Here is a 13,246-nt window from a genome sequence, read left to right on the forward strand (position 1 = left end):
AGGAGAGAACGCTGTGGCCGAAAGCCGAAAACATACCCCTCTGGCACGCACACTGCTCATCGTACTGGCTGTTCTGGTGCTGCTCTACGCCATCGTCGGCTTTCTGATTCTGCCATGGTGGCTCGAGAAGAATCTGCCAGAGCAGCTCAGCGAGCGCATGGGTTGGCAGGGGGAGATTTCCCAGGTTTCCATCAATCCCTTCGCGCTCAGTGTAGAAGCGCTGGGACTGTCCGCAGAGGACGACAGTGGCGAACCGGTGCTCGGTTTCGACCGCCTGTTTGTGAACCTGAACCTGTTCCAGCTGGTCCGGGGCATTGTTGGCTTTGAGGCCATTCAGCTCCAGGAACCGTTTATCCGTCTGGATTTGCTGGAAGACTATTCAGTCAATTTTGCCCGTGACTGGCAAACCCATAATCCCGTCGGCAGTGCGCCTGAGCAGGAAGCGACCGACGCCGATCAGGCAGCGCCACCGCGCCTGTATTTTGGTGAACTCGCGATCGACGGTGGCGAACTGCTGTTCCGGGACTTCAGCCGGGGCACGGCCCAGCCGGCAGAGTTCCGGATCACCCCGCTGGACCTGAATCTTCTGGATCTGGCCACCTGGCGCCGGGACGATTCCGGCAGCACCTACAATGTGCAGGCCGCCCTCGGGGACGACACCATCGAATGGCAGGGCGACCTGAGCGTGGTGCCGCTGGCATCGCAGGGTTCTATAAACGTCACTGGCCTTGGCTACGATAACCTCAAGCACTTCCTCGCGCCCTTTCTGCCCTACGACTTTCGTGGCGGAGAGATCAGTCTGAGTGCCGATTATGATCTGGCCGGCGGTGAGGTATTCCAGTTAACCACCCGCAACGGTGAAGTATCCCTTCAGGGATTGGCACTGGCGTTGTCGCCGGATAGCGAGCTGGCCGCCCTGTCCACGGGGGCATTCACGGTCGACCGGATAACCTTTGATCTGGCTCGTCGGGAGGCCGCCATCGGCGAGGTCAGCATCACCGGCCTGGACATGGCGTTGGCCCGTAATGAATCCGGGCAGATCGACTGGCTGGTGCCACTGTCTCCGGGGCAAGCGCCGAGAGAAACCTCCGGAGAACCGAATGCAGAAAGTCCCTCCGCCGAGCCGGTCGCCTCACCCTTCCGCTGGTCGGTGCAGGGGATTGCCCTGGCGGACAGTCGCATTGCCTGGCGCGATGCCATGCTGGACACACCGGCCGAACTGGCCCTGGAACAGCTGTCTCTTGAGGTGGGGAACGCCAGCCACCGGCTGGATGAGCCGATCGGTTACCAGTTGCGGGCCACCCTGGCCAGCGGCGGCCAGTTTTCCCTCGATGGCCAGGTCACACCGCAGCCGTTTACGTTCGAAGGTGCGGTGGCGGTCTCCGGGGTGGCGCTGGAAGCTGTCAGTCCCTATGTACAGCAAAATGCCAACCTGAGGGTGGTCAATGGCACGCTCGGCCTTGATGGAAACCTGGATCTGGATGGTCAGCAGGATCCACTCACGGGCACGTTCAGCGGCACGGCAGAGATTGCCGATCTGGCACTCCGCCTTCCCGAGCAGGAGGGCGAGTTGCTGACCTGGAAAGCCTTGAGGCTGGCACCCATTGAATACAACGTGAGCCCCGCACGCCTGGAAATCGGCACGGTCACACTCACCCAGCCGGCTGTCGGACTGATCCGGGGGGCGAATAATGCGCTCAACGTGGCTTCGATTGGGCCTCAGGGTGGCGCAAAAACGGGGGACTCCGGCGCACAGCCCTCGGCTGCCGGTGATACCCCCGGCTTCATTTTCCGAATCGGCCAGCTAATGCTGGAGGAGGGTTCGGTGGCGTACACCGACCGAAGCCTGAAACCGCCGGTCACCACCTCGTTAGACCGCTTCTCCGGTAGCGTTACCGGGCTGAGCAATATCAAGCCCCAGGAGGGTAAAGTCAGCCTGCGGGGTCGGATCGACAAGGTCGCTGATCTTGAGTTTGCCGGCACCATCGGAACCCTGGGTTCCGATGCCACCAACGATCTGCAGCTCACAGTGGATGGTCTTTCCCTGCCCCAGCTTTCACCCTATTTCAGTCGGAGGCTTGGTTATCACGTCGACAGTGGCAAGATGGATCTGAATCTTGACTACAAGATTGCCGGGACCCGCCTTGATGCCAACAATCACGTTGTGCTCGATAAGATCGAACTGGGTCAAGTGGTCGACAGCGATGAGGCGGTAGACGCACCGGTGGCCCTCGGGCTGGCGGTACTGAAGGACGGCGACGGGGTGATCGAACTGGACCTGCCGGTAAGTGGCGATCTGTCAGACCCGAGTTTCAGTGTCCGGGATGTGATCCGGAAAACCTTTGTGAATTTACTGGTCAAAGCGGCGGCAGCACCCTTCACTATTCTGGGTTCGATTGTCGATCTGGCTGGTTTCACCAGCGAAGAATTGGGCGTGGTCAACTTCGGGGCCGGCAGTGCCGAGTTGTCGAAGCCGGAACAGGAAAAACTGGCAGCTCTGGCAAAAGGCATGGCAGACCGGCCAGAGTTGATCCTGAATATTCGTGGCGCTGTGGCCCCGGATGTAGATGGCAGTGACCTGTCCCCGAACGCCTTGAGCAACCTGGCTTCTGAGCGGGCTCAGGTGGTTCGCAATTTCCTGGCAGAGAGTCAGGGCGTGTCCCCGGACCGACTCTACCTGCTAGACGCATCCAGTAATGCCACGGTGCCCGACGAAGGCCTTGTGAGCATCGAGCTTACTCTGGATGCCCGTTAGCAGCGAGCTGGGCAGGCAGGTTATCCGGTAGTTGAAGGCCCCACTTGTGGACCAGTTCAGCATAGGAGCCGTTGGCGATCAGCGGGAGCAGTAGCCGCATGAGGTCGTCCGCGGTTACCCGGCCTTCCTTGCGGCCGATCACGCGCAACTGGTAACGCTGGTCTGGCTTGTCCGAAATAAGCAGCTCGGACCGGCAAACGTCGTTCTCTGCCAGGATGTCGCGTAAATAGGATCGGTTGATGATGGCAACTTCCGCCAGTGACGGTCGATCCGCTTTGATCAGCTGCAGGCTTCGACTGTGGTTGTCGGAGAACTCGATACGGAAGTTCTGCCGGAGCACGTCTGGATCGGTCTCACGGTTGGCAAAACCGTAATGGTAGCCGGACATGGCGACAATGCTGCGACTGGCAATGGCATCGAAAAACGACTGGTCCCGGTCGGGTTTGTTCAGTGCAACATACACTTCCTCTTCAACGAGGATGGGCTGGCTGATCAAGGCATCCCGGTCCGACCAGCCCCAGTCGGCGCTTTCAAAGAGGATGATGTCGTACCGTCCGGCTTCAAAATCGAGGTAGCGCCGTTTCGGCGAGGTGTGAAAAACTCGGATGTCCAGGTCGTCGTGGGCCGCTTCCAAAGCGGTGATCAGATCACCTAATAGCCCTTTGGGTTTCTGGTTGCTGCCCATATCCGCAATCGGCGGGAAATGATAGGCGCCGAGGGTGATGACGGTTTCCGACTGGGCAATGGGCAGCCAACCGGCCAGCAGGGCTGTGCTGGCAAGCTGCAAGAAGGTTCGTGAAAACCGACCAGTAACGGACATAGGGTGACTGCCTCTGGATCAGATGACTCAGTTGCAGCCTACCACCTGCAACACAGACCCTGAATGACAAGATTATAAAGTTCTGCAAAATGGGATTAAGAAACATGGGACACGTTGCCAGCCACTTCTTCGCCTACGTATCGCGCCTGCGGTGGATAAAGCGCTGGGGCCTGATGCGCAACGCCATTGAGGAGAATGTCGCGACCCACTCCTGGGAAGTGGCGACGTTAGCCCATGCCCTGGCGTTGATCCGCAACCGGCATTTTGGCGGCCAGGTGAACGCCGATCGCATCGCGGCGGCCGCCCTGTATCACGATGCCACCGAGGTCATCACCGGGGACATGCCCACGCCGGTCAAATATCACTCCAAAGTCATGCGAGAAGCCTTTGGCGATATCGAACACAAAGCGGAAGCGGAACTGCTGGCGTTGTTACCGGAGGATCTGCGGGACGATTTTTCGCCCTATGTGCGGGAATCGCGCTTGCCGGCGGAAGACAAGGAACTGATCAAGGCTGCCGATCGCCTGTCGGCATTGTTGAAGTGCGAGGCGGAGATCCGGGCTGGCAATTCAGAATTCGAGCCGGCGGCCCGGCAAATCCGGGCACGGCTCGTACAGGAGGGATTACGGGAAGTGGAGTATTTCCTGCAGGTGTTTGCGCCCAGCTACGACCGCCCTCTGGACAACCTGCTGGAGTAACCCCGCTTCCCGGATGGGTCAGGCGTCGGCGGCTGATCCGAGCACGCCGGCACGCAGGCCATCCCGTTGCAGGGACTGTCGAACCACGTCTTCCGGGCTGCCAGTCAGTTCGCGGAACATGCCCATGGAACCGAGCAGCGCAGAAGACTCGTAGGGCACGAAGATCCGCTCGCCGTCTTTGGCCATGTTGGGCAATACCTTGATGTAGCTTTGCCCCAGCAGGTAGCCAATAACGGTCTGCTTGTTCTGTTCCGTTTCGCCCATGGCACTGAGCACCAGGCGGATGGATTCCTGCTCACCCTGGGCCCGGAGGATGGCGGATTCCTTATCGCCCTGGGCATTGAGGATGGCGGACTCCCGCTGGCCCTGGGCCATGGCAATGGCTGCCGACTTCTCACCTTCGGCTTCGGTCACGGTCGCCCGGCGCTTACGCTCGGCTGCCATCTGCAGGCGCATGGCTTCTTCCACTTCTTCCGGCATGCTGATGTCCTGGACTTCCACCCGGGTCAGCTTGACCCCCCACTTGGAGGCTGGCTCCTCCATTTCAGCCTGAATGGCGTTGTTGACCTCGCTGCGGGACTCGAACAGTTTGTCCAGTTCCATCTTGCCCACCACCGAACGCAGGGTGGTCTTGGCAAGAACTTCAACGGCCTGGCTCATGTTGGCGACTTCGTACACGGCCCGGCGAGGATCGATGATCTGGTAGTAGAGCGCGCCGTTGATTTTGACCGTCACGTTATCGGTGGTCACCACCGGCTGGCCCGGAAAATCCATCACCGTCTCGCGGCGATCAATGCGGGTTTCGTCGCTGGTGACCGGATGGTAGTCCTCGCCCATGCGCACGTAGCGGATCATGGTGATCGGGCGTGGCCGCTCGATAAACGGGATGATGATGTTTACCCCGCTTTCCAGCACCCGGTTGAAGGAACCCAGGCGCTCGATGACCATGACCTCCGACTGGCGGACAATCACCAGCCCCTTGGCGATGATAAAAATGCCGATAACAACGAAAACCAGGCTGATCACCAGTCCCGGTGAGATGAATGCTTCCATGTTTACTGCTCCGTGTTGTGGGTCGTTTCGACAACGGCGGTGGTGCCGTCAAACTGCTGAAAGATGACTTCGGTGCTTTCGGGCAGGTCGGTCTGGCCCGTGCTCTTAACGCGCAGCCGGTAGAAATCCCCGTTCACCTTGATGCCGGTGGCACCATCAAAATCCCGTTTCAGGGTGCGATAGCGCTGCTGGTGTTCTACGCCAGTGCCGGTCGTGCCATAGGCCACGCCCTTGGGCGAGAAGCGGGGACGTATCCAGCGGATTGCCACCGGTACCAGGATGCCGGAGAAAATGCCCATGGCGACCAGCTGACCTTCGAGCGACGCGCCCAGAAACGCCACCAGGGCGGTCAGCGCAGCGGCAACGCCCAGTGCCAGTAGCACCAGAACGCCGGAGGTAAGTTCAGCAAGGCTCAGCACCAGGGCCAGGATCAGCCAGAAATGCGTGAGGCTCCATTCCATAGGTAACGTCCAGTAATTCAGAGAGTTGGGCCAAATCAGGAAGTTGGCCTTCGGGCCCTGATTGTATCCAAATCCGTGTGCCGAGTCTTCGGGTGACCGAAGTGCCTCTCAGTTCTGTGGGCGAAGTCATGTTCAGGGGGAGGCCAATTGATAAAGAATCTGCCTTACTAAAGAAGGGCGGCTTCCCGCGCGTGACAAAATAAACGGGGCGTTGCATTCAACTCAGTCAGCGAGGAGAACTGACACTTATGAAGGATCTGAACAACAAGGTGGCTGTGGTAACCGGTGCGGGTTCTGGAATTGGGCGGGCACTGGCCCAGGCGCTAGCTGCCAAGGGGTGCCGATTGGCGTTGTCCGATGTCAATGACACCGGGTTGGCGGAAACGGTGAAGTCGCTCGGTGATGTTGAGGTCAAAAGCTACCACCTGGATGTGTCAGACCGGGATGCAATCTACGCCCATGCTGAACAGGTACGGAAGGATTTTGGTCAGGTCAACCTGGTGATCAACAATGCCGGTGTCGCTCTGTCGGCGTCGGTCCGGGAAATGACCGACGAAGACTTCAAGTGGGTGATGGACATCGACTTCTGGGGGGTTGCCCACGGCACACGTGCCTTCCTGCCGCATCTGATCGAATCCGGTGATGGCCATGTGGTTAACATTTCCAGTGTGTTTGGGCTGATTGGCGTGCCCAAGCAAAGCGCCTACAACTCAGCCAAGTTCGCCGTCCGTGGCTTTACCGAGGCGTTGCGGCAGGAAATGAAGTTGGAGGAACAGGCGGTGGAAGTGAGCTGCGTACACCCGGGGGGCATCCGGACGAACATCGCCAACGCCGCGCGCATGGGCAAATCGGAGAATGCCGCAGGACTCCGCAAGGGGTTTGACAAGCTGGCTCTCACGACCCCGGAAAAGGCTGCGAACACCATCGTCAAAGGTATCCTGCGCAATGAATCCCGCATCCTTGTCGGTCCGGACGCCTGGGGCATCGACGCCATCAACCGGCTTTTGGGCGCCGCCTACCAGCCTCTGGTGGAGCGTTTCTCGCGCAAGAACCTTTACGTGTAAGGAACGGATGGCCGGAGTCATCCGGCCATCACACGGCAGTGCTTGTCCTGTTGGCAGACAGGAAAAACCACCTATACTTGCTGAGACGTCAGGGAAAGAAAACGATCAGCATGGATAAGCCAAACCAAATGGATTTGGGGGCAACACTGGAGCACAGCCGCTCCGGCCTCAGGGAGAGTCATCGCCGTTCATTGACACGACTCCTGTTTACCGTAACCGGCACAGCCCTTGTGCTGTTTGCGTGCATGCAGTTTCTGGCGGGCGCGTTCTGGGTGGGTGGTGCAGAGCTATTGGCCAGTGTCGTGTTGTTTATCGGGTGTTGGTGGCTGAAAACCACACCACAGCTGCAGCAGTGGATCTATCTCTATCTGGCCTCTCTGTTCTCCTTCTTCCTGATCATCATGATCCTGCCCAATGCCTCGGTGACCGCATTCGTCTGGGTACTGATGATGCCAGTGCTGGCCTATTTGCTGCTGGGCAAGCATGAGGGATTGATCCTCAGTATGCCCTTCATGATGTTGGGCTGTTATTTCTACTACCGTTACCTCGGAAGCGTTGACAGCCCCCAGGTCGCCATCGATCTTCTGAACATGGTGTTATGCGCGGGCCTGATGCTGACCTTTGTTCACCTGTACGAAGTGCGACGGGAAGAGGCGGAGAGCCGGCTGGTGGAGGTGGCCCAGACCGACGGCCTTACCGGCCTGCCCAGCCGCAGCAGCTTCCAGGCAACGCTGGCCCGCACGTTGGCCGAAAGTGAACGCAGCGGCGCCGAATTTGCTCTGGTGATCATGGATATCGACCATTTCAAGCTGATTAACGACACCCTCGGTCATGTTGCCGGCGACAAGGTCCTGAAACACATCGCCAGCCGATTGCAGGAAAGACTGCGGGCCACGGACTTCGTCGGGCGCATTGGTGGCGAGGAGTTTGGTCTGATTCTGCGTAACGTCCGGCCCGACCATGCCTTTGAGCTGATGGATGAGCTCCGGCAGGTGATTGCTGACAGGGACTTGCGGTACGGCGAAGACCGGATACGGGTGACCGCATCCTTTGGCATTGCCCACTGGCCCAGACACGGCCATACGGCGGAAACCCTGTTCTCCATGGCCGACCGGTCGCTATACAAGGGTAAGACGGCCGGGCGCAACTGCGTGGTGTCGGCAGAGGCCCCGGGTCTGCTCCGTTCACGGGATATATTGGCTGGCGGCGCCGCCTGAATCAGGTACCCTTGGAGCAGGTTCTGAGCTATCCCTGAACGAACGGACTGCCCTATGTGTGAATTGCTGGCCATGAGCGCCAATACCCCCACCGACCTGTGCTTCAGTTTCACCGGCTTGACCCGACGCGGCGGCGCAACCGGTCCGCACAAGGATGGCTGGGGAGTCGCGTTTTATGAAGGCAAGGGTGTGCGGGCGTTCCACGACGTGGACGCCAGCGCCAATTCCCGCATTGCCGAAATGGTTCAGACCCACCCGATCAAGAGTGAAGTGGCCATCTGCCATATTCGTCAGGCCAATGTGGGCAGTGTCTGCCTGGCCAATACCCATCCCTTTATCCGGGAGCTGTGGGGGCAGTACTGGGTGTTTGCCCACAACGGCCAGATTTCGGACGTCAAACCACAGCCTGGGTTTTACGAGCCGGTCGGCTCCACCGACAGCGAGGCCTTGTTCTGCCGGATGCTCAATCACCTGAGGGATCACTGCAACAGGGAAACGCCGGCCGAGGACCTGGTGCAGCATCTGGTCCAGCTGTCGGTCGAGTTTTCCCGGCTCGGGGTCTTCAACCTGTTGCTGAGTAACGGCGACTGGCTCTTTACCTATTGCAGCACCAAGATGGCTTGCATCACCCGCCGGGCACCGTTTGGGCCGGCACGACTCAGGGATGCCGATGTGATTGTCGATTTCGAGTCTGAAACCACGCCCGATGATGTGGTCAGTGTGATCGTGACCGAACCGCTCACGGCCGACGAAGTCTGGGATATCTACCAGCCCGGGGAGTGGCGGTTGTGGCGTCAGGGCGGTGTTGTCTTGCAGGGACACGCTGGCGAAGCATGATGCTGCCGGCCTGCTTGCCAGTCGGCTACGACAGGCCAGCCATGCTCGAATTACTGCAATGTTCGCCGGTTGGTTGCCTGGTACTCCGGCGCGATGTGCTGCTCGATCTGTTTCTTGAACTCAGCGACCCGTTCGCTGTTGTCCTTGTCCCAGGGGTGGAAGTCCGGGCGGAAGTAATCCAGCCACGAGGGAATCAGGCTCGAAAACGCGCCCTTCCTGCCCCATAGCTGCCAGAGGCCCCGGGCCGAGTCTGTCAGCGAGAAGCGCTTGCGATCCCTGAGCATCATGCGAGCAGTGAACCAACTTGCCACCACTCCCAGAACGGCAGTGCTGAGTAACAGGTAAAACGCACGTTCGGTATAGGTGCCGCCGGCCTGTTTGAACACATCGTAGGCCACTGCCTTGTGTTCGGTTTCCTCGATGGCGTGCCAGACCCACAATGGCTGCATGCTCTCGTGCAGGTCTGCACGGACATCGTCACGCTCCAGCAGCAAGTCCGCCATCATGGCAGTGATGTGTTCCAGGGCGCAGGTGATGGCCAGCTGGTGGCGCTCCGGCAGCAACCTCACCACATCCAGCAGTTGTTTCAGGTCCTGTTCCATGGCTTCCACGGGCATGCCCAGTTCGGCAACGTGTTGATTCATAGCGTCGTGTTCCAGGGAATGCATGGCTTCCTGACCGATAAAGCCTCGTACCTCGCGCTTCAGTTTTTCGTCCTGAATGTCCTTTCGGAAGGCGCGCACAGAGTCAACAAAGAACTGTTCGCCCTGGGGGAATAGAACGGACAGGGCATTCATGGTGTGGCTGACCAGGTAATTGTTGTTGACCCAGTACCGGGGCACCCTGGCATCAAAGGTAAAGCCCATACGCTGGGGCTTGATGGTCACGGTCTCTGGCGTGTGTGAGGCTTTTCGCGGAATCGCCCCCGATTTGGCTGAGGCATCTGACGTCTGCATGTCTGTACTCCCTTGTGGGCGGATGTCATGGCCCCAGTTTGTGGAAATCCAGAGAGTGTCGGAATGCGATTAGGGGACGGTCTCCGTTCAGGTTGGGACACGGGGCCTGTCGATTGGCCGGATTGACGGAGTGGACCCAGGGCCGGCCCCACTGTCGGCCATGAGGGCTTTTGATAGAGTCGGTGACATTGCTTTGTACTCTTAACCGGGAAGGAACCACCATGACCAGAACCGGACCGGGTCAGGAACGACGGACAGCGGGGTTGTCGCTGGTTCCCGGCGTTTACATGAAGGTACTGGCCGAGACGGTCCGCCGGCTTGGGCACAATGACCGGCTGATGTTCCAGGGCCTGAATGTTACTCCCGATGACCTGAAATCCAGCGACAGCCGCGTCTTCGCGACCGATGCGATTGTGCTGGCCCAGCGTGCCCTCCATCTGGCGGGATCGGATGGCCTGAGCTTTGCGCTGGCACGGCAGCTGCGCCTGACCATTCATGGCACGCTGGGCTTCGCGGCCCTCACCAGTCCGACCTTCTCGGCTGCGGTCGCCTCGGTGCAGCGTTATCTGCAGTTGCGGGCCCCTTTTCTGAGTATGGATTATTCCATCACCGGTAATCAGGTGCGGATGTATCTGCACGCAGAGCCTGGACTGCCGGAGCTGTATGACTTCCTGTTGGAGACCGTCAGCGCGACCCTGATTTACCTGACCGAACAGCTACTGGACCGTGGCATCGCGGGGCAGCGGGGGCTGATCATGGAACAGGGCAAGCTGCCAGGTGTGATTGTCCGTCTGAGGGCGCTTGAGCCACCTTACTACCCGCGTTTTGAGCGCCAGTTGCCCGTGCGCTTCGAGTATGGGCAGCCTGAAGACACGCTGGTGTTTCCCCTCGAATTGATGACCGTGCCGATGCGGCTGGCCGATGCGGATGCGTCCCGCATGGCCCGGGAGCAGTGCGAGCTGGAACTGCAAAAGGCGCTGAAGGAGCAAGGGGACATCAGTCTGGCCATTCGAAACATGTTGCGGATGATGCCGGGGCCTTTGCCCTCGCTGGAGGCCACCGCCGAGCGCTTTTTCGTATCCTCGAGAACCCTGAAACGACGGCTGGCAGAGCGCGATACCAGTTATCGGGAAATCGTTGAGGCGGTACTGAAAGACCGGGCCATTCAGTTGCTGCGCTATACCAACAAGTCAGCAACCGAAATTGCCTATGAACTGGGGTATGCGGATCTGTCCAATTTCAGCCGTGCGTTTCGGAAGTGGACCGGCAAGTCGGCTGGCGAATTCCGGGAAACCGATCCGGCGCCCGACGTTGGTCCCTGACCGGCGCTGGCAAAAAACGTCTCATCAGCCCTTGTGTATTTTCGTCCGGGCACCCATATAACTGTTTGAAACCAATCATTATCGGGACGTTTTATGACCACTGACTTGGACGTGAAGGATACGCACAGCAAGCTGTTCGGGTACCTGCTCTGGATCTTCGGGTTCCTGGGTTCTCACCGGTTTTACTATGGAAAGCCAGTGACCGGCACCATCTGGTTCTTCACCCTGGGCCTATTGTTTGTCGGCTGGATCATCGATCTGTTCCTGATCCCGGCCATGGACCGGGAGGCGGACATCCGGTTCCGAAGCGGGGAAGTCAACTACAACATTGGCTGGTTACTGCTCACGTTCACCGGTGTCTTCGGCCTGCACAGGATGTACATGGGCAAGTGGATCAGCGGCATCATCTACCTGCTCACCGGCGGTCTGTTCCTGCTTGGTGTGCTCTATGATTTCTGGACCCTGAACGACCAGATTTCCATCCGCAACCGGGAACGGCGGTTCGGCTGATTACAGCCCCGCCGCCTGTTCCAGCTCTTCCAGCCCCTGCTCCAGCCCATCCAGCATCCGCTGGAGGCTGGGCAGGGTGCGCCGGCAACCGATGAGGCCAAATTCGACCTGATCGTTATAGCTGGTCAGCGTCATGTTCAGGGCCAGACGGTCCATCGCAATGGACACCGGGTACATGCCTTCCAGTCTCGCGCCGTTCCAGTACTGTGTCTCTTTCGGGCCGGGCACGTTGGAGATGACCACGTTGAAGGTCTGCCAGTCCGGCGCCATGCCGGTGAGCAGGTGGAAGGCGGCCGGTGCCATCATCAGCGCGGTGTAGTTGATGATTTCCTCGGACGACATCTGGGCGTAGCGATCCTTGGCCTCCTGAACCTCCCGGTGAATGTGCATCAGCCGTTCTGCCGGCTCGCTCAGGTCGGTTGCCAACGAAGCCAGGATCATGCCCACCTGATTACCTTCGGCACTGCTGTCGTCGTGCCGCAGGGACACTGGCACCATGGCCACCAGTGGCTTTTTCGGCAGGGCGTCCCGGTTCATTAGGTACACCCGCAACGCCGTGGCGCACATGGCCATCACCACATCGTTTACGGTGGTGCCATAGGCATGGCATATCCGACGGATTCTCTCCATGCCGAACGACTGGGCGGCGAAACGGCGTGAACCGGTGATCTTCTGGTTCAGGACGCTGCGCGGCGCGTGGAAGATGGAATCGTACACGGGGTTTTTGCGGGCCTCGTTGACTGTGCGAAGAATCTCCCGGGCAACGGTGGGCAAGGTGCCCAGCTGCTTGCCCGATTCGCCCAGCCAGTGTCGGAGCGTACGCCACAGACTTGGCTCCGGGCCATCGTCCCGCCCGGAGCGAGCCGGCAGGTCCCAGATGGGCGGCATGTTCCGCTGGGACGGGTCGGACGACAACATGCGCCGAATCAGGCGCATGGCAGACATACCATCGACCAGCGAATGATGCACCTTGATGTACAGGGCAAACTGCCGGTCCTGCAGGCCCTCGATCAGATGCAATTCCCACAGGGGCCGTTCCCGATCCATCAGGTGTGAATGCTCGGCCGAAATGAAGGTCAGCAATTCCCGTATTCGTCCCGGTGTGGGCAGTGCCTCGAACCGGAAGTGATGCTCCAGATCCAGGTGGTCGTCGTGCACCCACACCGGCTGCGTCAGGCGGGTGTCGAGGCGGCGATCGAACGGTGCTGTCACATGAGTGTGCTGGCGGAGCTGCCCGGCCAGCTGGGCCACGTAATCGTCCGGCGCATCGTCAGGAAAAGAGAACAGCTGGAGCCCGCCCACGTGCATGGGTTGCTGGCGCTTTTCGAGCCAGAGAAACAGCTGATCGGTGGGGCTGAGAGATTTCAAATGACGATCCTTGTTCTGGGCTTGGTGTGGATGACTTTGATGGTAGCCGAAGGTTTGGCACCCGGACATTGACCGGTCCGCAGAATTGACGGTTTCTGCCGGTCAGGTCTGAACTAAGGTTAGGGTCGTAGCAGTTAATCAGGGAAATCAATACGCAAGAGGTGAGTCTTTGCCGACAGAGTCAG

Annotated in this window: 12 protein-coding genes; 7 read left to right on the forward strand and 5 right to left on the reverse strand. The window is 59.4% G+C overall.

The window, feature by feature from the left end; translation table 11 throughout:
- The first annotated feature begins 13 nt into the window (after positions 1–13).
- Positions 14–2,755, forward strand: a complete 2,742-nt coding sequence (locus K8I84_RS13000; RefSeq protein WP_223795204.1) for a DUF748 domain-containing protein — start codon at positions 14–16, stop codon at positions 2,753–2,755.
- Here K8I84_RS13000 and K8I84_RS13005 read toward each other — a convergent pair.
- A complete protein-coding gene (locus K8I84_RS13005; RefSeq protein ID WP_223795205.1) occupies positions 2,736–3,575 on the reverse strand; it encodes a substrate-binding periplasmic protein in 840 nt (279 codons plus the stop codon). The genes K8I84_RS13000 and K8I84_RS13005 overlap by 20 nt on opposite strands.
- A gap of 104 nt (positions 3,576–3,679) precedes the next feature.
- On the opposite strand from K8I84_RS13005, the gene yfbR reads away from it, so the two are divergent.
- A complete protein-coding gene (yfbR, locus tag K8I84_RS13010) occupies positions 3,680–4,273 on the forward strand; it encodes a 5'-deoxynucleotidase (RefSeq protein ID WP_223795206.1) in 594 nt (197 codons plus the stop codon).
- A gap of 18 nt (positions 4,274–4,291) precedes the next feature.
- Here the strand turns inward: yfbR and K8I84_RS13015 are convergent, their stop codons facing one another.
- On the reverse strand, positions 4,292–5,326 hold the full coding sequence (locus K8I84_RS13015; RefSeq protein ID WP_223795207.1) for an SPFH domain-containing protein: 1,035 nt from the start codon (positions 5,324–5,326) through the stop codon (positions 4,292–4,294).
- Between the two features lie 2 nt (positions 5,327–5,328).
- A complete protein-coding gene (locus K8I84_RS13020) occupies positions 5,329–5,787 on the reverse strand; it encodes an NfeD family protein (RefSeq protein ID WP_223795208.1) in 459 nt (152 codons plus the stop codon).
- Between the two features lie 248 nt (positions 5,788–6,035).
- Between K8I84_RS13020 and K8I84_RS13025 the strand changes: the two genes are divergently transcribed.
- The 3 genes from K8I84_RS13025 (at position 6,036) to K8I84_RS13035 (ending at position 8,905) form a co-directional block, all read left to right on the forward strand.
- Positions 6,036–6,851: an SDR family NAD(P)-dependent oxidoreductase gene (locus K8I84_RS13025; RefSeq protein ID WP_223795209.1), complete on the forward strand. Its 816-nt coding sequence runs from the start codon at positions 6,036–6,038 to the stop codon at positions 6,849–6,851.
- A 110-nt stretch (positions 6,852–6,961) separates the two neighbouring features.
- On the forward strand, positions 6,962–8,068 hold the full coding sequence (locus tag K8I84_RS13030) for a GGDEF domain-containing protein (protein WP_223795210.1): 1,107 nt from the start codon (positions 6,962–6,964) through the stop codon (positions 8,066–8,068).
- Positions 8,069–8,122: 54 nt separating this feature from the next.
- Positions 8,123–8,905: a class II glutamine amidotransferase gene (locus K8I84_RS13035; protein WP_223795211.1), complete on the forward strand. Its 783-nt coding sequence runs from the start codon at positions 8,123–8,125 to the stop codon at positions 8,903–8,905.
- Positions 8,906–8,955: 50 nt separating this feature from the next.
- Here K8I84_RS13035 and K8I84_RS13040 read toward each other — a convergent pair whose 3' ends face one another.
- A complete protein-coding gene (locus K8I84_RS13040; protein WP_223795212.1) occupies positions 8,956–9,861 on the reverse strand; it encodes a metal-dependent hydrolase in 906 nt (301 codons plus the stop codon).
- A gap of 221 nt (positions 9,862–10,082) precedes the next feature.
- On the opposite strand from K8I84_RS13040, the gene K8I84_RS13045 reads away from it, so the two are divergent.
- Both K8I84_RS13045 and K8I84_RS13050 read left to right on the forward strand, forming a co-directional pair.
- Entirely contained in the window at positions 10,083–11,183 is a 1,101-nt protein-coding gene (locus K8I84_RS13045) for a helix-turn-helix domain-containing protein (protein ID WP_223795213.1), read from the forward strand.
- Between the two features lie 93 nt (positions 11,184–11,276).
- Positions 11,277–11,693, forward strand: a complete 417-nt coding sequence (locus K8I84_RS13050; protein ID WP_223795214.1) for an NINE protein — start codon at positions 11,277–11,279, stop codon at positions 11,691–11,693.
- Here the strand turns inward: K8I84_RS13050 and K8I84_RS13055 are convergent, their stop codons facing one another.
- Complete coding sequence (locus K8I84_RS13055; RefSeq protein ID WP_223795215.1) at positions 11,694–13,061, reverse strand: WS/DGAT/MGAT family O-acyltransferase; 1,368 nt, start codon at positions 13,059–13,061, stop codon at positions 11,694–11,696.
- Between the last annotated feature and the right edge of the window lie 185 nt (positions 13,062–13,246).

It is taken from the genome of Marinobacter sp. F4216, from assembly GCF_019931195.1.
Classification (GTDB): Bacteria; Pseudomonadota; Gammaproteobacteria; order Pseudomonadales; family Oleiphilaceae; genus Marinobacter; species Marinobacter suaedae.

Coding starts and splice junctions, on each gene's coding strand:
- K8I84_RS13025 (WP_223795209.1), top strand. CDS start 6,036: ATGAAGGATCTGAACAACAAGGTGGCTGTGGTAACCGGTGCGGGTTCT.
- K8I84_RS13050 (WP_223795214.1), top strand. CDS start 11,277: ATGACCACTGACTTGGACGTGAAGGATACGCACAGCAAGCTGTTCGGG.
- K8I84_RS13045 (WP_223795213.1), top strand. CDS start 10,083: ATGACCAGAACCGGACCGGGTCAGGAACGACGGACAGCGGGGTTGTCG.
- K8I84_RS13035 (WP_223795211.1), top strand. CDS start 8,123: ATGTGTGAATTGCTGGCCATGAGCGCCAATACCCCCACCGACCTGTGC.
- K8I84_RS13020 (WP_223795208.1), bottom strand. CDS start 5,787: ATGGAATGGAGCCTCACGCATTTCTGGCTGATCCTGGCCCTGGTGCTG.
- K8I84_RS13030 (WP_223795210.1), top strand. CDS start 6,962: ATGGATAAGCCAAACCAAATGGATTTGGGGGCAACACTGGAGCACAGC.
- K8I84_RS13005 (WP_223795205.1), bottom strand. CDS start 3,575: ATGTCCGTTACTGGTCGGTTTTCACGAACCTTCTTGCAGCTTGCCAGC.
- K8I84_RS13015 (WP_223795207.1), bottom strand. CDS start 5,326: ATGGAAGCATTCATCTCACCGGGACTGGTGATCAGCCTGGTTTTCGTT.
- K8I84_RS13040 (WP_223795212.1), bottom strand. CDS start 9,861: ATGCAGACGTCAGATGCCTCAGCCAAATCGGGGGCGATTCCGCGAAAA.
- yfbR (WP_223795206.1), top strand. CDS start 3,680: ATGGGACACGTTGCCAGCCACTTCTTCGCCTACGTATCGCGCCTGCGG.